Below are 17,165 nucleotides of genomic sequence, written 5' to 3'. Positions count from 1 at the left end.
TTATATGAGGGTTGTGTGGAGAATTAATGAGCTTATGTCAGGTGAAATCTAAGTGTCGCGATTACCCCCTCACTGGTGTTCTCTACGGTCACATCCCCCCTATGCAGCGCCATAATTTCAGCGACAAAATTGAGACCTAACCCTGTACTTTTTTTGCTTGTGCCGGGGCGTGGCAGTGAGTAAAAACGCTCGGTAAGACGTTTAAGTGCATAGTCGGGGATGTTCTCACCTTCGTTGAATACAGTTACACACTTTCTGTCAGGATTGATAGTTACCACTATTTTCCGGTATGGAGGGGTAAACTCGATGGCATTATCCAGCAGGTTACTCAGGCACTGTTCCAGAAGAAATTCTTCTCCTTTCACATAAAGATCACCCATGTAGGCTTTCTTTATGCTGATGTTTCCCAGCGTGGTACGCGATGAATAGCTACGTATCAGACGATCTGCTACATCGTTGATAAGAACGTCCTTCGCATTTTCCAGATGTTGCTGCTGCTCAAGCTGAGATAACCTGAGCAGCTTTCCGATCAGATGTTCGAGCCTGATCGTTTCGCTGTTAATGTTTCTGATAAATTTTATCTGCTTCTCACGTGGCATGGGCTCCTGCAAGAGTTCAGATGCTGCGTGAATACCTGCCAGGGGACTTTTCAGTTCATGGGTCAGTGTTTGTATGTAGCGCTCGATATAGGCTTTGCCATCGAGCTCTATTCTCATTGACTCAAGAGCACCTGCGAGTTTTCTAAGTTCGTTGCTATGCACTTTAGAGGCCGCCAGAGATACTTTCTGACCACTGGCAACCTGATGAGCGTATGAGGTCAGCCTTTTGAGTTCTTTGCTAAGCCAGAGTGAAAACACCCAGCCAAATGTTATTCCAAGCGCAATAATGAATACGCCTGTGGTCATCAGACGTTTCTCTGCTTTATCGATATATGGCTGTAGTGTGCGGGTTGGCTTTCCTACACTGACGACACCTATGATTTTATCGTCATCTTTAATTGGTGCGCCTACATACATCACGCTGGACGTATCGTCATCAGGATTATCCCGCGTAGATCTAGCTCCGTACTTCCCCTGAAGCGTTAAATAAACGTCATTCCACTGAGAGTAGTCTTCCCCGACTGCCGTGTTTGCTGAATCGAGCAAGACGATGCCATGCGCGTCAGTGACATAAATACGATGGTTGACCTGTGATTTCGCGACGCCCCAGATGGATGCTCCGGGTTGTCTCATTCCGTATTTCTTGAGAAGGGCGGTTAACTGCTCAGAGGCGATACTACCGTTGCTGACTGGCTCTTTCAGAAATTCAGCCAGGAGGTTTGCGGTATCTACGAGAGTTTCTTCCGTCGACTGACGGACTCCTGGTTCGATTTCTTTCTGTATGGTATGTAGCACAAAATACCCACAGACAATGATAAAGACGACATAGCAAGCAAAGATGCGCGATGTCAGAGATTTCATCTCTCGCTTTCCTGATACATGTATCCAAAACCCCGTTGGGTTTTGATCGGCGACAGCTCAGGATTAATGGTTCGTAGTTTCGAGCGAATCTCTTTAATGTGAGTGTCGATACTTCTCTCGTAGTTTACGTCGCAAGGAATATTGAGCGTGTTGAGTAGCTTTTGCCGGCTAAACACTCTGCCCGGATGAGCGAGCAACGTATGCAGTATTTCATATTCGGAGCGGGTGAGCGGGACTGTCTGCTGACAGAAAGAGATGCTTTTATTGGCATCATTGATCTCGAATTTCGCCTTAGCTTCAGTGTCATCCGTCAGAGTTGGCGGGGCGATAGTGACACGCTTCAGGATTGTCTTAACTCTTGCGGCAACTTCACGAGGACTGAAAGGCTTAACTACATAGTCGTCTGCCCCAACTTCCAGACCGACGATTCGGTCTATTTCATCGGATCTGGCAGTCAGGAAAATTACCGGAACATCTGAGGTCTTGCGCAGCTGTTTCAGAGCCTCAAGCCCACTGATGTCTGGCAGCCAATATCTAAAATTACAAGCGCTACCGGATGTTGGAGAAGATATTTTAGTGCGGCTTCTGCCAGGTTAACCCAGTGGGTAGAAAACCCCTCGTTCTGGAGTACAAACTCAAGGCTTTCCGCGATCGAAGCCTCATCTTCGACGATCAGAATCTGGAGTTTCGAGTGGTAACCCTTCACCAGTTCTGTACTCACTCGTGAGAGGCCGCTGCCGCAGTATCTTTAATCTTCTGTACCATCGCCCGTAAGCCATTGCCCCGCGTCGGACTAAGGTGCTTGACGAGATCAACCTGAGAGAAATATTCGTCGACATCAAAGGCAATAATCTCGGCAGGAGTCTTATAGTTAAAGGCCGCTAACACCATGCCGAGCAGTCCCCGCACAATGTGGGCATCCGAATCAGCTTCAAACACCAGTGCTCCGTTCTCTGCTGATGAGTCGATCCAGACCTGACTCTGACAACCGCGTAGCAGGTAGTCATCCGTCTTTTTGGCGTCATCCATTGCTGGTAATTCTTTGCCAAGATCGATGATGTATTTGTATCTCTCTTCCCAGTCGTCGAAGAAGCTGAGGGTATCTACGATATCTTCGCTGGTAATGCTTTTACCAAAAGGACTTTCGAAGGACATGTTGGCTCCTTACAGCGTTTCGATGAATGAGCGGATACGGCGGGCGGCCTCGATGCACTCGGATGTTTCTGCAACCAGAGCCATCCGGATGCGATCAGCGCCCGGATTAATACCGTCAACCGTCCGGGACAGGTATGAGCCCGGTAATACAGTCACGTTCTGCTGCGCAAACAGTTGTTGTGCAAACGTTTCTTCGTTGATTGGTGTTCGCGGCCACAGGTAGAAGCTGGCTTCAGTCTGTTTTACATCCAGTACAGGGCTGAGGATTTCCAGTACGGAGCGGAATTTCTGGGTGTACTCAACGCGGTTAGCGATGACATGTTCTTCATCGTTCCAGGCAGTGATGCTCGCCAGTTGGGTGTGAACCGGCATAGCACAGCCATGATAGGTACGGTACAGGAGGAAGGGCTTCAGCAGATCTGCATCCCCCGCTATAAACCCGGAGCGCAGACCTGGCAGGTTCGAGCGTTTCGACAACGAGTGGAAAACGACGCAGCGCTTATAATCATGGCGGCCGAGCTGTTCGCAAGCTTCCAGCAGGCCCATCGGTGCATCTGCGCCATCCACATAAATTTCTGAATAGCATTCATCGCTGGCAAGGATAAAGTCATGCTCGTCGGCCAGCTCAATCAGTTTTTTGAAATCATCCAGCTTCAGAGTCGAGCCCGTTGGGTTGCCTGGTGTGCAGACAAACAGCAACTGACAGCGTTGCCAGACATCGGTGGGCACGGCATCAAAGTCGGGGTTAAAGCCATTCTCTTCGAGACAAGGAAGAAAGTGGGGTTCAGCGCCGGACAGGTAGGCAGCTCCTTCGTAGATCTGATAGAAGGGATTCGGAGAAACAACCAATGGGCGGTACTCGCTACGGTTAACGGCTGCCTGGGTGAACGCGAATATAGCTTCGCGGGTGCCGTTGACGGGGATGACCTGAGATACCGGATCCACGTGCTCCAGCGAGAAGCGACGCTCCAGCCAGCTGGCGATCGTTGAGTTCAGCTCAGGCAGACCCTTTGTCGTTGGGTAGTTTTCGACGCGCTGAAGCTCGGTGCGCAGGGTATTGAGTACAAACTCAGGCGCGGGGTGTTTGGGCTCACCAATCGACAAGGCAATATGCTCAAGATCTGCCGGTGGGGTGACTGCGCCTTTCAGTTTAGCCAGTTTTTCAAAGGGGTAGGGCTGGAGTTTGCTCAGATTTGGGTTCATGCCGCGTCCGGAGTACCTGTTATTCAGAGAGCGCGCATTATACCCCCTTTGGAACGACAGCGGACAGGCCTCACTAAGTGCCCGGTCTCACTGGCCTGAGAGGTAGTTTGTGAACAATCTGATGAGGTGTCTGCGAAGTGAGGCGTTCGATATCCACTCATTTTGTTGTGGATCGGTTGATGCAATGGCTCTGTGAGTCAGCGTTTCGAGTGAGTGTACGAGTATAAAGCTGGCCAGTTTCAGGTCATCACAGCAGATCTCTGCTGAGCGCTGATTCAGATAGCCCAGCACCAAGTCGGTATACAGGTTTTCAAGTCGATTCTGTTCTTCTCTGGGGAGTATCTGCGATGCATGCTCCGTCAGCACCGCATGCAGGGCTGGGTCCAGTGCATGTGCGTCCAGCATGACGTCCACCATGCTGGCGATGGCTTCGGGTACGGGCATAGAAAGGCTATCACTCAGTCGAACGGCAATCTGCTGCTGCATTTCACTAAGATGCTTTTCCGTCAGTGCCCGAAGCAGAGCCTGCTTGTTGGGAAAATACTGATACAGGCTGCCAATGCTGACTCCAGCGCGTTCTGCAATGTGGTTGGTGGTGGCTTTTCTGAAACCTTCGCTTCTCAGAATGTGAGCAGTAGCTTCCAGGATGCAATTTACTGTGTCCTGTGAGCGCGCTTGAGATGGGCGTCGGCGGGGCTTTGAGTGTGTGCTTCCGGTCATCTGGATCTTCCATAAAATGCGAGTAAACCGCTTCCGGGGCGGACGTTAATATGTTCTCCACTTTGAGGGGAACGAACGTGAAAGAACTAACTTACCGCAATCATTCATATTGGAAAAACTATCTGAAGTATTTTCCGGAAGCTTTGAGGCGCATGGACGCTGAAAAGATTCAGGAAGAATGGTGGCGCTGGGGGAGATCAGATATTCATCTGGACCGCTATGTGCCTACTAACGATGTTCAGAGTCCAGTAAAAGCGATCCTGCTTCATGGTGGGGGAGGTTACAGCCGCTTACTTGCACCGTATGCGCAATCCTTGTGTGAAGAAGGTCATGAAGTCGTGGTCCCTGATCTGCCCGGGTTTGGCCTGACGCGGGCAGATGTCGATGATATCGATTACCGTCGATGGGTTGCGCTTGTCATCGACCTGATAAAACGTGAAGCAGAGCTAAGTGAAGCGCCGGTTTTTGTGATGGGCGCCAGCCTCGGAGGCATGGTGGCATACGCCGTTTCGCGAAATAACCCTGATGTCCGCGGAGTTATTGCGACAACCTTATGTAATCCTGAAATGCATGACGTCCGTGAAGCGTTCGTAAGGTCGCCATGGATTGCCCGATATCTATGGCCCCTCTCTCGCCTGATTCCAGGCTGTGTAGCGCAGCGGATAAAACTGCCGATAAAGTGGTTCGGTAAAATGAAAGCTATCGCCAATAATCCGGATCTTTCTCTGATGGTGAGCAAGGATAAACTCGGTGGTGGCCGCTGCCTCCCATTGTCATTCCTTGACTCTATTTTTCGCTTACAGCCGCCTTCGTCGTTATCAGGCGATGCCCCTGTTCTTCTGATTCACCCTGCAGAAGACGTGTGGACGCCCGTTGCATTAAGTGATCATTTCTTTGCTGGGATTCCGGGACGGAAGTTCCGGGTCATTCTGCCGGAATGTGGTCATTACCCAATAGAAGAAGAGGGCCTCTCAGTTATGAAAACAACCATACTTAAATTTATCAGGAGCGAATGTGAAAGCTGAAAATATTATTGTTTATTTATGGATGTGTGGATTTATAGGCTCAGCGTGCATTCAGCTCATATTTCCGGAACCGTTCGCAAGCTATTCTACCTGGGACTACAATTCCGGATGGCAGTCTGAGCTCGCCATTTGGAACATAGGGATAATTTCCGTTCTGGTAGCATTAATACGAGTAGGTGTAACTCTGTCGCCCGTACTCCCCGGCCTTGCTTTCATGTCATTCCTTTTTGGTATGAATCACCTGGTCGCGCTTGTTGGTAACCCTGGTGCCTGTAGTCACTGGGCTGGAGTAATCGCCAACTTTGCGATAACCGGTATATACCTTATCTGGCGAATGAGCTCGTATGTCCCTCAGCGCAAATGAATCAGAACTGTTTCGAGGCGCGCCACCTGAATGTCACTGAGATTGAGGAGCAGTTCATCGCTGTTATTGCTCACAGTGACACCGATAGGCGTCGTTAAATCTCTGGCATACAGAGTGGCGCCGACGACCTCCCGGTGGGCGAACTGGTCCTGTATATCCTGAGGCAATTCGAGGTGTGTCAGGGTCTGGCTGTTTTCGGAAAATACGGACGCCAGTACAAACACCTCTGCGCCACTGTCTGTGGTGATGGCAAAGCTGCGTACTTCCGTCGTGTCGTCCGGTGTCAGAGTTCCTTGATATATGATGTCCCGGCCTCCGGTGAGGCTATAGAGGCTCGCCATTGCGTCACTGATTCTGTGATCTTCATTGCCTGCCTGAGTGCCGTAGTAAAACCAGCGTGACTGCTGTGGAGAGAGCTGCCGGTCGGCGATCCATTCCAGGTAGCGACCTGCGATTGCGAGAGCAGCGCCTGCCCCCAGTCCCCCGGAGGCAAGGTTGATCCCCACTTCTTCTGTGGTCCAGACTCCGAGGATGTTTGAGTGTACCCAACGATCATAAAGCCCTTCGAGCGTTGATTTCCAGTGATCAGGCGTGTTGGCATCGTAAGCGTGTGCGAGGTAATGAATGGTGATCAGATCGATGATTTCGTGCACCTGCTTCCCGGCGAGGTCCGGTGCATACGTCCCCTCAATTTCGTACGTAAGCAGGTCATCAAGAAACGCCTGTGAAGAGGGGGCGGAAAAAGCGGATACAGATCCCAGCGCGACGTTTACCCTATCACCGGTGGCGTTTTCTGCTTCCTGGAATGCCTGAACTGTTGGCGCGAGAAAGTACTCAACGTACGTCTGCATAGCAAATTCTGAATCACTCAGCCCATTGGTATCGCCATCAAAGTAATAAACGGCATTACGGGTGTAGCTGGAAGCATTTACTTCGTTACCTACTTGCCAGAAAAACTGGCTTTCTTCTCCCAGAGACGCGATGACTTCAGTGGCCCTCTCCCGCACCGCGGCCCGCCACTGTGTTCCGTGGTCTGCAATGATACTGTCCATGTAGTCTGAAAACTGATCGCTCGCCTGTGTCGCGTCAGGAGCAAGTTTGGCGGATCCCATTCCGCCGATTTGAGCGATGATGTCGCGCTCGGATGAGAGTTGGCTCAGTGTCTGTTTTTCCGCTTCCGTCATAGCAACGAAGGTCGCAGCATTCTGAATTTCAAGTTCATCACGCATTGGATCCCGTATGGGACCCGACCAGTCAAACGCCTGATACAGGCTGCCGAGATGATCGCTCAGACGAATCGTCGTTTCCGTGATTGGGTCGTCTTCAACCTGTTCTCCGCCATCGGCAATGGCTGTTGGCGGAGCTTCCTCATCATCACCTATGAGTGGGCCAGGGGATGATTCCGATTCTCCTCCACACCCGGACAGCAGCAAACAGAAGACAACAAATATGCGCAGCTCTGACATGATCCTTTCCTTGATTGCATCAGATAGCGACTGTACGACATTCCGGAGCGCAGGCCTGTGACCATCAGAGACAAATTTTCTGGCTGCTCGCAGGTTGAGTCTTATGAGTCATGGTGTTGTTTTTAAGCTGCGGCAGTATCTGCGACTCCCATAAACTGTCGCGGAATTTATCTCTGAACCAGTTCAGGTGGCCGATGCGCTTTTCGCCGATGTCTTTCGGGTTAATACGAATCATCTTGCGTTCACTGCTGGTGAAGAATGAATGCAGGTTTTCGATATTGCGGGCCGACATCATTTCATCGTCGCTGAACGAGATAGAAGTGATAGGAATGCTCACCGAGGCAAACTGATCACGCAGCCATTGGCCTTCGTACCCGACGGCATAGTCTTTGTTTTTGCACCAGCGCCACCACTGGCGCATCGCATTCGCGGGCAGGTCGCCCACCATGTTCAGGCGATCGCCTGGAAAGTATCCCTTCAATGTCACCGCCAGGGGGGCGATGCCGTACCACAGGGCCCAGACGAAACGTTTGGTTGCCGGAGAGTTATGGCGCCAGTAACCGCTGCCACTGGCCATGGTGATCGCTTTATCTATCAAGTTGGTCGATGGTGTCATTCCGAGTAGCTGGCCGCCAACACTGTGGCCGACCCAGTAGAACGTCTGGTCTGGGTAATTAGCACGAACAAAACGGATGATGGCTTCGCAGTCGTATTCGCCCCATTGCAGCATATTCGTTTTGATCTGCTTCAGAGGCTTATCAACAGATGCGCCCATACCGTAGTAATCAAAGGTGATGGCAGACATTCCCTGTTCATTCAGCCAGAGCGCGAACTTTTCGTAGCAGGCTTGTGGAACGCCCATTGCGCCGGCAATCACAACGACCTGCTTGCTTTCATGTTTGTTAAACAACCGGATCTGAAGTTTACGTGTTGGGTCGGTTGTCTGCAGTGTTTGTTCTATCAGTGCCATATTACTTCTCCGGCATCAGGTCAGGCAGGGATGGACATGCGGATCAGTGCGAGCAATTGCTCTTCGACATGATCCAGGGGTTCAGCTGAACGCTGCGCACGACACATAGGCACGGTGCCTTCAATAGACGCGACTATCATGGTGGCCAGCGACTGTGCCTGTGCCGACGGTGCGCCATGTTTCTCAAGCTGATCGGCGAGCAGCGCGCGCCAGCGGGCAAAGGTTTCTGCGGCAACATCAAGTGCGGCGTAGCCGTCTTCATCGGCGGGTTCGTCTACCGAGACAGCTAATACTGGGCAGCCATTACGAAAATCCGATTTTACAGCGTCGTCGCGCCAGTACTGAACAAACGCGCGGATCCCTGGCTCCAGACCCAGCGCAAATGCCTTCTCCAGTTGTTTCTCGATAAAGCGACCTGACATCTGTATTGCCTCGATAATCAGTTGATTCTTTCCATTGGGAAAATAGTGATATGTCGACCCGAGTGGCGTGCCAGAAAATTTGGCGACTTCACGGATACTGGTGCGGCTGACGCCCCGCTGAGAGATCATCAGTGCCGCTCCACCGACCAGGCGGCGTCGCACGGCGGGATCATTCTTAGCCATAAAGCCATACCTTCATAAAATCATCTTGTTATAACGAGTGTTATAATTTAGCATCAGTTCAAATCGTAAACAATTGCCTGTGTCAGGTGAGAGAGGCTTGAGTGAATATTTCAGTGACGGAAACCCGGGAAGACACGACGGCCTGCATTCTGTGTTCGCGCAACTGCGGGCTGTCTGTCGAGGTTGATGCCACGGGCTTTAAGAAAATCCGCGGCGATGACGCGCACCCGATGTCACAAGGCTATATCTGTCAGAAAGCTGCGCGGCTGGAGTACTATCAGAACAACGCGGATCGTCTGAGTCAGCCCCTAAAAAGAAAAGAAGACGGCACCTTCGAAGAGATCTCATGGGATCAGGCGATCAATGAAATCGCGGTAAAAATGACGGCTATCCGTGATACCCACGGTGGTGAAGCCTTTGCGACCTGTGGCGGTGGCGGACAGGGGAATCACCTCGGCGGTGGTTATCTCGGGCAGCTGCGTGCGGCGATGAAGAGTTACTTCAATTACAACTCACTGGGGCAGGAGAAGACCGGTGACTTCTGGCTGAATGGTCGACTGTTTGGCAGTCAGACATGCCACATCACCGAAGATGTCGAGCACTCTGATTTTGTGATTTTTCTCGGCTGTAATCCGTTTCAGGCTCACGGCATACCTAATGCCCGCCATACCCTGAAGGAAATCAGTAAAGATCCGGCACGGACTATGGTGGTGATTGATCCGCGCCGTACCGAAACCGCGAAGATGGCCGATATCCATCTGCAGCTCAAGCCCGGTACGGATGCCTATCTGCTCAGTGCGATTCTGGCCATCATTGTGAATGAAGGCCTTCAGGCAAAAGAATTTCTGGCCGAACACTGTACCGGTTTTGCCAGTGTGGAGCGTTACCTGAAATCGGTGCCTGTTGCAGAGTTTATCCGCCGTGCCGATGTAAACCCCGACGACGTGTACGCTGTAGCACGAGGTCTGGCGACAGCAAAGTCCGGCTGCGTGCGTGCTGATCTGGGTATTCAACACTCTATCCGCACCACATTGAACGGATATTTCGAAAAGCTGCTGTATCTGGTGACTGGGCAATTCGGTAAGTGCGGCGCCAACAACCTGCACACCACCATTGTTCCGATTCTTACGGATACCGATGAGCGTAATCCCAAGTATCGCCGCAGCGTCTATCACAAGATGTTCGCAGTCTCGGGCATTCTGCCGCCGAATATTCTGGCTGATGAAATTCTGCTGGCAGGGGAGAAATGCATCCGCTCAATCTTTGTCGACAGCTGTAACCCGATCAATACCTGGGCCGACAGTGACCGCATGACGGAAGCTTTTAAGTCGCTGGAGTTGCTGGTGGTCACGGATGTTGCGTTGACCGAGACAGCCCGCCTTGCACATTACGTTCTGCCGGCGGCATCGCAGTTCGAAAAGTGGGAGTTCACAGGGTTCAATCTCGAGTTTCCGGTGAATGGGTTTCATCTTCGCCACCCATTATTTCCGGCGCACGGGAATACTTTACCAGAGCCTGAGATCTACACCCGGATTCTCGAAGCTATGGGTAAAATTCCCAAAGACTTCCCGGTGATGAAGGCGATTGCGAAAAAAGAACCGAAAGGAACTTTCCACCTCGGCTTTCTGATTTCGCTGGCAGCGAAGTTAATGACTGATAAAAAGCTGCAGCCGTTTGCCGCATCCATTCTCTATCGCACGTTAGGGAGTACGTTGCCGAATAAGGGAGCCGCCGCTGCCATTATGTTGCCGCTGTCGATTGTGACCTCTATGCGCTATCACGATGGCGTGAAGCGGGCGGGCTATAAAGGCAATCGCTTTACCTCAGGCGTCCGACTATTCCGCGCAATTCTGCGTGAACGTTCGGGGCTGGTGTATATCCGTCAGAACTACGAGGACGTCTGGTCGTTGGTGGCCAATAAAGATCAGAAAATTCATCTGCGTATTCCTGAAATGCTGGATGAAGCGTTGGCGCTGTTAAGAGAGCCAGTAGACCACGACAAACCCTTTACCCTGATCGCGGGTGAGCGTCGTGCCTATAACGCCAATCAGATTTTCCGTGATCCTCAGTGGCGCAAAATCGATAAAACCGGTGCCATGCGCATTCACCCTGAGGATGCCCAAGAGCTCGGGCTGGTGGCGGGCGATCAGGTGACTTGCGATTCCGGCTACGCCAACATCAGGGTTGATATCATGATCGACGACACCATGCGCAGACGTGTTGTGGCCTTGCCCCATGGCTATGCCATTACCTACGATAATGGCGAAGAAGTCGGTCCGGCGCTCAACCGTCTGATGCCGTCGACCCATTGTGATCCGTTCTCGCGCACGCCGTCGCACAAGTACACACCGGTATCGCTGGCGAAAGCCTGATCTGTGTTTTATTCAGACATAAAAAAAGCCCCGCCAGTCTGCACTGGCGGGGCTTTTTATGTGCTAGTTAAAGCAGGTCTTACTTAGACGCTTCAACGATACGCTTCATGTCAGTCATGTAGCCACGCAGCTCGGCACCAACCCACTCAACTGGGTGGTTACGGATAGCTTCGTTAACTTCGATCAGACGAGCGTTGTCGACAGAGTTAGACTTCAGCTTCAGGCCTTTACCAATCACGTCAGTGCTGATGTGTGGCATGAACTTCTCGCGCAGCAGAGGTACGGCAGCGTGAGAGAACAGGTAGTTACCGTATTCAGCCGTGTCAGAGATAACAACGTTCATCTCGTACAGCTTACGACGTGCAATAGTGTTCGCGATCAGTGGAGTTTCGTGCAGAGACTCGTAGTAAGCAGACTCTTCAACGATACCGCTTTCAACCATAGATTCGAACGCCAGCTCAACACCGGCTTTGATCATAGCAACCAGCATGATGCCGTGGTCGAAGTATTCCTGTTCGTCGATCTGAACGTCAGACGCTGGTGCTTTTTCGAAGCCAGTTTCTGCCGTCTCTTCACGCCATTTCAGCAGGTTAGCATCGTCGTTCGCCCAGTCTTCCATCATGGTACGGGAGAATTCGCCTTCCATGATGTCGGCCTGGTGCTTGCGGAACAGAGGGCGCATCAGTTCTTTCAGTTCTTCAGCCATGTCGAACGCAACGATTTTCGCTGGGTTAGACAGACGGTCCATCATGTTAGTGATGCCGCCGTACTTCAGAGCTTCAGTCACAGTTTCCCAACCGTACTGAATCAGCTTAGCTGCGTAGCCTTCGTCGATACCGTCTTCAACCATTTTCTCGAAGCCCAGGATCGCACCAGTCTGCAGCATACCGCACAGAATGGTCTGCTCGCCCATGAGGTCAGACTTAACTTCAGCAACGAAAGAAGATTCCAGACAGCCAGCGCGGTGACCGCCAGTTGCTGCAGCCCATGCTTTAGCGATGTCCCAGCCTTCGCCTTTAGGGTCGTTTTCTGGGTGAACAGCGATCAGAGTCGGAACACCGAAACCACGCTTGTATTCTTCACGTACTTCAGAACCTGGGCACTTAGGTGCAACCATAACAACAGTCAGGTCTTCACGGATCTGCATGCCTTCTTCAACGATGTTGAAGCCGTGGGAGTAACCCAGGCAAGCGCCTTCTTTCATCAGAGGCATAACTGCAGTTACTACAGAAGTGTGCTGCTTGTCTGGAGTCAGGTTCATAACCAGGTCAGCAGTCGGGATCAGCTCTTCGTAAGTACCAACGTTGAAGCCGTTCTCAGACGCGTTTTTCCATGACTGACGCTTCTCAGCGATCGCAGCTTCACGCAGAGCGTAAGATACGTCCAGACCAGAGTCGCGCATGTTCATGCCCTGGTTCAGGCCCTGAGCACCACAACCAACGATGACAACTTTCTTACCTTTCAGGAATTCAGCTTCAGAAGCGAATTCAGAACGGTCCATGAAACGGCAGCGGCCGAGTTGATCCAGCTTTTGCTGGAGGTTCAGGGTGTTGAAGTAGTTCTGACCCATTTCGTTATCCTCTATGTGTTGAAGCTACCTGCCTCGCCTACGCTTCTCATACGATGATGAAAGTAATAGGTTCAAAGCAGCTTCGTTATATGGTTGATATAAAAATTCGGGGCGAATGATAGGTGATGAGCATCGTTGCGTAAAATGCTATTATTGCGCGCATCTGTTGCAAAATTTGCAACGACATTCTTCTCCCGGAAATAGGTTATGGAATACAAAGACTTACAGGTCTTTCTCAGCGTGGTCGAGGCTCAGCATCTGGGTAGAGCGGGCCAGCACTTGCATATGAGTTCGTCGACACTGAGCCGTCGTCTTTCGCGTATGGAGAAGGATGTGGGTGCTCAGTTACTGATTCGTGACAGTGGGCCTTTGACTCTTACCCCGGCAGGCGAGCTGTTCCGTCAGCATGCGGAGCAGACTCTTGAAAGCTTCCAGGCGCTGCGGTCTGCTGTGAACTCTGAGGTGAGCGACATGGAAGGATCGCTGACTCTCTATTGCTCCGTAACGGCGAGCTACTCCTTTCTTGCTGACTTGCTTGCCCGCTTCCGCGAGCGCTACCCTCGTGTAGATCTGCGCATTCATACCGGGGATGCTGCCGAGTCGATTCCACGTGCTGATTCGGGGGATGCCGATGTCGTGATTGCAGCTCGCCCTGAGCAACTTCCCTCCGATCTGACTTTCAGGGCAATGGCGTCATCGCCGTTGCTGTTTATTGCCCCCAGGTCTATCGGTACTGTGCCACAACTCGCCCGGCCTGATATTGACTGGAGCGAAGTACCGATGGTGTTGTCTGAAAGTGGTCTGGCACGCTCGCGGGTAAATCAGTGGTTCAGCGCCCGGGGCATACGTCCACATATTTATGCTCAGGTAACAGGTCACGAGGCTATTGTCAGTATGGTGGCTCTGGGGGTAGGTGTCGGGGTTGTCCCTGAACTGGTATTGCAGAACAGCCCACTGGCTGGTCGGGTGCGGGTGCTTGCCGTCAGGCCAGAGCTGGAGCCATTTGCTATTGGTTTATGCGCCCAGACTCAGCGCCTGAACGAGCCACTCTTACAGGCTTTATGGCATACCGCTGTGCGATGACATGGCAGGGTCATCAAGTTTCCCCCATAATAGGCGGACTCTCGGGTTCCGGTAAGAATAATGAGCGAACAGGATCAGAAGGTAGTTAATGTGAGTGAGCACGACGAAAGTACTTCGGCAGAACAGGCAGTGACGCCAGTCAAACGCGACCGGAAAGGGATCTACCTGCTTCCTAATCTGTTTACGACGGGCGCATTGTTCTCTGGCTTTTATGCCGTTGTCGCAGCCATGAACGGCCATTTTGAGAACGCAGCAATAGCGATCTTTGTTGCTATGGTGCTCGATGGCCTTGATGGCAGGGTCGCCCGGATGACGAATACACAGAGTGACTTTGGCGCCGAGTATGACAGCCTTGCTGATATGGTGTCGTTTGGTGTTGCTCCCGCGCTGGTGGCCTTCAGTTGGGCGCTGCAGGACCTCGGCAAGGTCGGGTGGGTTGCTGCTTTCGTATACTGTGCCGGTGCGGCCCTGCGCCTTGCCCGTTTTAATACTCAGCTGGCGGTCGCAGATAAGAATTACTTCACCGGACTGGCCAGTCCTTCCGCCGCGGCCATTGTCGCGGGTAACGTCTGGGTATTCAGCGAAACCGGGACTCTGGGGGCTGATGTTGCCTGGTGGATGGCTATTATTGTACCGGCCGCAGGCCTCTTAATGGTCAGCAACTTCAAATACCACAGTTTCAAAGGTCTCGATCTGCGCGGGAAGATACCATTTATGGCACTGCTAGCGATCGTTCTTGGATTCGCTATAGTGTCTATTGATCCTGCGACTGTGCTTCTGGGGGTATTCATGTTGTATGCCCTGTCAGGACCTGCAGTCGCAGTGAAAGAAAAGCTGTTTGATTAACGACAGACTTTTAAATGAAAAAGCCCGGCAACTTCACCGGGCTTTTTTGTCTGAGCTATTCAACGAGATACGGGGTGGTTATGTTGATCCGTAAAAACAGGTTTCCCTCGATTTCTGCCACAGAAATCACACCCAGAGAGGTCTTCCTTAACCGCCGTAAGTTTATGCAGGGAGGGCTGGCCGCCGCTGCAGGGCTGAGCGCAATGAAGGCATCGGCCCTGGTCAGGCCCGCTGATGCGTCAGTGAATGTGACAGGACCCGAGTGGCTTGAGCGAATGGTCGTTAATGCCAAAGAATCTCCGTTTGGCCGGGGTGAGAAAGCGGCACCGTATAGCGCTGCGACTCAATACAATAACTTCTATGAGTTTGGCATGCGCAAGACAGACCCCTATGAGAATGCTTCGGAGTTCAAAGCATCACCCTGGGTGGTCACAATTGAAGGTGAGTGTGAGAACACTGGTAGCTTCGCACTTGAAGATCTTATCCGTGGAATTGATCTTGAAGAACGAACCTATCGTCTGCGCTGCGTCGAAGCCTGGTCAATGGTTATTCCCTGGGTCGGGTTCGGGTTGTCTGAACTGATTAAGCGATGTAAGCCGCTTTCGTCCGCAAAGTATGTTGAGTTCGTTACGGTAGAAAGACCCGAAGAGATGCCAGGGCAGCGCTCAGTGTTCTCGACTATTGACTGGCCTTATCGGGAAGGGCTGCGGATGGATGAAGCGATGAATCCATTAACCATTATGGCGGTAGGCATGTATGGCGACGTGCTCCCCAATCAGAATGGCGCGCCACTCAGGCTCGTGGTCCCCTGGAAATACGGTTTTAAAAGTATCAAGTCGGTCGTGAAGCTGCGTTTCAGAGAGACGATGCCTGCGACTACGTGGAATGAACTGGCGCCGCAGGAATATGGGTTCTACGCAAATGTTAATCCAGAGGTTGATCACCCCCGCTGGAGCCAGGCCTCCGAGAGACGATTGCCGAACAGCCTTTTTTCTCCGAATCGCATTAAGACAGAAATGTTTAACGGTTATGGAGAACAGGTTGCCCACATGTATAAAAACATGGACCTCCGTAAATGGTACTGAACCTGACCATCCGTCGCTGGGTGATCGGGCTGCTGTGTCTTTTTCCTCTTATCTATATGGTACAGGCGATGGTGCGTGTACAGCTGGGAGAGTGGGACCTGTTGGGGCCAGAGCCGGGCAAGACACTGACACATTTCAGTGGGACCTGGGCGTTTAATTTTCTTCTGGGTGCGCTGGCGGTTACTCCGGTTGTGAGGCTGGGCAGGCAGAAGTGGTTGATGCCGCATCGGCGTATGCTGGGTCTGTATGCCTTCTTCTACGTCACATTACATGGAGTCGCTTATCTATGGTTTCTGCTCGGCTGGCGCTGGCAGGATCTTGCGGAAGAGGTTGTTGAGCGTCCTTATCTGCTTATCGGGACACTGGGGTGGTTGTTGCTGGTGCCATTAGCAATAACCTCTACCAAAGGATGGCAGCGCTCACTGGGGCGAAGATGGAAGGCTCTCCATCGTTTGTCTTATATAGTGGTGGTGCTTGCCTCTGTTCACTATTTATTACAAATCCGGGCTGGATGGTTTGAGCCGGTTGCCTACACTGTCCTGACGGTCATCCTCTTGTCGTTACGGACTAAGAAATCTTTCTGAAAATTTTTTACAGAAATCGGTTGACCCAAATCGCCGCATCTCTATAATGCGCCGCTCCTGATCGTTACCCAGCAAGCGCTGACAGCGACCAGGAAAACGGGTCAAAAAAAGGTGTTGACCAAGTCTGAAAAGACTGTAGAATGCGCCGCCTGATCCGACAGAGACCTCCTCGGAGTGATCTGGTTTAAGGTTCGCAACTTGTTGATTTTAAAAGATTTTTTGAAAATTAACGGTTGACACAGTGAAGCGATCTGATAGAATGCTTCGCACTGATCGGGGTGGCAAAGTCGACACGGTCAGCAAGGTTTGAAAGGGCTTCGGCTCAGAAAGAAAGTTGAAAAAAACTTCTTGACCTTGAAAATAAACGCTGTAGAATATGCAGCCCGCTTTGAGAGAAAGCCTTCGGCAAATCAAGGCAACGTTCTTTAAAAATTAGCATTAAGTAATTCGTGTGGGTGCTTACTGAGATGGCGTGGAGACACAAAATTTCAAGTAAGAACTCGTCGAAAATTCATTTACGTGAATGTTGACAGTTTTATTCTTGAGCAAGATTTAGATTGGTTTTCGAATCAGTCGAACTTTTAAACTGAAGAGTTTGATCATGGCTCAGATTGAACGCTGGCGGCAGGCTTAACACATGCAAGTCGAGCGGTAACA

15 protein-coding genes, 1 rRNA gene and 1 pseudogene are annotated in these 17,165 nt (G+C 51.5%); 7 read left to right on the top strand and 10 right to left on the bottom strand.

Translation table 11 applies throughout. The annotated features are described in order from the left end of the window. Nucleotides 1-32: 32 nt before the first annotated feature. The 6 genes and pseudogenes from creC to Q1L85_RS11735 all read right to left on the bottom strand — a co-directional run bounded on the left by creC (nt 33) and on the right by Q1L85_RS11735 (nt 4,538). Nucleotides 33-1,460 (bottom strand): two-component system sensor histidine kinase CreC, encoded by a 1,428-nt coding sequence (gene creC / locus Q1L85_RS11760; protein ID WP_300426814.1) that lies wholly within the window; start codon nt 1,458-1,460, stop codon nt 33-35. Beyond that, nucleotides 1,457-1,657, bottom strand: coding sequence for a winged helix-turn-helix domain-containing protein (locus Q1L85_RS11755; protein WP_300426831.1), 201 nt, complete (start codon nt 1,655-1,657; stop codon nt 1,457-1,459). The genes creC and Q1L85_RS11755 overlap by 4 nt, the downstream gene beginning before the upstream one ends. Before the next feature lie 216 nt (nt 1,658-1,873). Next, a pseudogene (locus tag Q1L85_RS11750) lies at nt 1,874-2,166 on the bottom strand (response regulator); the annotation flags it as partial. An 11-nt stretch (nt 2,167-2,177) separates the two neighbouring features. Beyond that, entirely contained in the window at nt 2,178-2,615 is a 438-nt protein-coding gene (locus Q1L85_RS11745) for a SufE family protein (RefSeq protein ID WP_300426813.1), read from the bottom strand. 9 nt (nt 2,616-2,624) lie between these two features. Continuing rightward, nucleotides 2,625-3,818, bottom strand: a complete 1,194-nt coding sequence (gene dapC, locus Q1L85_RS11740) for a succinyldiaminopimelate transaminase (protein WP_300426811.1) — start codon at nt 3,816-3,818, stop codon at nt 2,625-2,627. 87 nt (nt 3,819-3,905) lie between these two features. Continuing rightward, complete coding sequence (locus Q1L85_RS11735; protein ID WP_300426810.1) at nt 3,906-4,538, bottom strand: TetR/AcrR family transcriptional regulator; 633 nt, start codon at nt 4,536-4,538, stop codon at nt 3,906-3,908. A gap of 77 nt (nt 4,539-4,615) precedes the next feature. Here Q1L85_RS11735 and Q1L85_RS11730 point away from each other — a divergent pair, with 77 nt between their 5' ends. Next, nucleotides 4,616-5,563, top strand: coding sequence for an alpha/beta hydrolase (locus Q1L85_RS11730; RefSeq protein ID WP_300426809.1), 948 nt, complete (start codon nt 4,616-4,618; stop codon nt 5,561-5,563). Nucleotides 5,564-5,914: 351 nt separating this feature from the next. Here the strand turns inward: Q1L85_RS11730 and Q1L85_RS11725 are convergent, their stop codons facing one another. From Q1L85_RS11725 to Q1L85_RS11715, 3 genes are all read right to left on the bottom strand, one after another. Then, nucleotides 5,915-7,393 (bottom strand): hypothetical protein, encoded by a 1,479-nt coding sequence (locus Q1L85_RS11725; protein WP_300426808.1) that lies wholly within the window; start codon nt 7,391-7,393, stop codon nt 5,915-5,917. A 64-nt stretch (nt 7,394-7,457) separates the two neighbouring features. Further along, nucleotides 7,458-8,363, bottom strand: a complete 906-nt coding sequence (locus Q1L85_RS11720) for a serine aminopeptidase domain-containing protein (RefSeq protein ID WP_300426807.1) — start codon at nt 8,361-8,363, stop codon at nt 7,458-7,460. A 20-nt stretch (nt 8,364-8,383) separates the two neighbouring features. Beyond that, on the bottom strand, nt 8,384-8,968 hold the full coding sequence (locus Q1L85_RS11715; protein WP_300426806.1) for a TetR/AcrR family transcriptional regulator: 585 nt from the start codon (nt 8,966-8,968) through the stop codon (nt 8,384-8,386). A gap of 101 nt (nt 8,969-9,069) precedes the next feature. On the opposite strand from Q1L85_RS11715, the gene Q1L85_RS11710 reads away from it, so the two are divergent. Next, on the top strand, nt 9,070-11,340 hold the full coding sequence (locus tag Q1L85_RS11710; RefSeq protein WP_300426804.1) for a molybdopterin-dependent oxidoreductase: 2,271 nt from the start codon (nt 9,070-9,072) through the stop codon (nt 11,338-11,340). A gap of 79 nt (nt 11,341-11,419) precedes the next feature. On the opposite strand, the gene ilvC is transcribed toward Q1L85_RS11710, so the two are convergent. Further along, nucleotides 11,420-12,910 (bottom strand): ketol-acid reductoisomerase, encoded by a 1,491-nt coding sequence (gene ilvC, locus Q1L85_RS11705; protein ID WP_300433208.1) that lies wholly within the window; start codon nt 12,908-12,910, stop codon nt 11,420-11,422. 207 nt (nt 12,911-13,117) lie between these two features. On the opposite strand from ilvC, the gene ilvY reads away from it, so the two are divergent. The 5 genes from ilvY to Q1L85_RS11680 form a co-directional block, all read left to right on the top strand. Next, nucleotides 13,118-13,993 (top strand): HTH-type transcriptional activator IlvY, encoded by an 876-nt coding sequence (ilvY, locus tag Q1L85_RS11700; protein WP_300428544.1) that lies wholly within the window; start codon nt 13,118-13,120, stop codon nt 13,991-13,993. A 60-nt stretch (nt 13,994-14,053) separates the two neighbouring features. Next, nucleotides 14,054-14,839 carry a CDP-diacylglycerol--serine O-phosphatidyltransferase gene (pssA, locus tag Q1L85_RS11695; protein ID WP_300428546.1) on the top strand — a complete coding sequence of 262 codons (786 nt, stop codon included), beginning with the start codon at nt 14,054-14,056 and terminating at the stop codon, nt 14,837-14,839. 80 nt (nt 14,840-14,919) lie between these two features. Continuing rightward, nucleotides 14,920-15,924, top strand: coding sequence for a protein-methionine-sulfoxide reductase catalytic subunit MsrP (gene msrP, locus Q1L85_RS11690; protein WP_300428548.1), 1,005 nt, complete (start codon nt 14,920-14,922; stop codon nt 15,922-15,924). Continuing rightward, entirely contained in the window at nt 15,915-16,508 is a 594-nt protein-coding gene (locus tag Q1L85_RS11685) for a protein-methionine-sulfoxide reductase heme-binding subunit MsrQ (protein ID WP_300433205.1), read from the top strand. Before msrP ends, Q1L85_RS11685 begins: the two co-directional genes overlap by 10 nt. Before the next feature lie 583 nt (nt 16,509-17,091). After that, nucleotides 17,092-17,165, top strand: a 16S ribosomal RNA gene (locus tag Q1L85_RS11680); the annotation flags it as partial.

The organism is uncultured Thalassolituus sp. (genome assembly GCF_950066645.1).
Classification (GTDB): Bacteria; Pseudomonadota; Gammaproteobacteria; order Pseudomonadales; family Oceanobacteraceae; genus Thalassolituus.
Note: the sequence above shows the minus strand (reverse complement) of the source record. Positions and strands in the feature narration are given on the sequence as shown.

Coding starts and splice junctions, on each gene's coding strand:
- creC (WP_300426814.1), bottom strand. CDS start 1,460: ATGAAATCTCTGACATCGCGCATCTTTGCTTGCTATGTCGTCTTTATC.
- Q1L85_RS11745 (WP_300426813.1), bottom strand. CDS start 2,615: ATGTCCTTCGAAAGTCCTTTTGGTAAAAGCATTACCAGCGAAGATATC.
- dapC (WP_300426811.1), bottom strand. CDS start 3,818: ATGAACCCAAATCTGAGCAAACTCCAGCCCTACCCCTTTGAAAAACTG.
- Q1L85_RS11735 (WP_300426810.1), bottom strand. CDS start 4,538: ATGACCGGAAGCACACACTCAAAGCCCCGCCGACGCCCATCTCAAGCG.
- Q1L85_RS11725 (WP_300426808.1), bottom strand. CDS start 7,393: ATGTCAGAGCTGCGCATATTTGTTGTCTTCTGTTTGCTGCTGTCCGGG.
- Q1L85_RS11720 (WP_300426807.1), bottom strand. CDS start 8,363: ATGGCACTGATAGAACAAACACTGCAGACAACCGACCCAACACGTAAA.
- Q1L85_RS11715 (WP_300426806.1), bottom strand. CDS start 8,968: ATGGCTAAGAATGATCCCGCCGTGCGACGCCGCCTGGTCGGTGGAGCG.
- ilvC (WP_300433208.1), bottom strand. CDS start 12,910: ATGGGTCAGAACTACTTCAACACCCTGAACCTCCAGCAAAAGCTGGAT.
- ilvY (WP_300428544.1), top strand. CDS start 13,118: ATGGAATACAAAGACTTACAGGTCTTTCTCAGCGTGGTCGAGGCTCAG.
- pssA (WP_300428546.1), top strand. CDS start 14,054: ATGAGCGAACAGGATCAGAAGGTAGTTAATGTGAGTGAGCACGACGAA.
- msrP (WP_300428548.1), top strand. CDS start 14,920: ATGTTGATCCGTAAAAACAGGTTTCCCTCGATTTCTGCCACAGAAATC.
- Q1L85_RS11685 (WP_300433205.1), top strand. CDS start 15,915: ATGGTACTGAACCTGACCATCCGTCGCTGGGTGATCGGGCTGCTGTGT.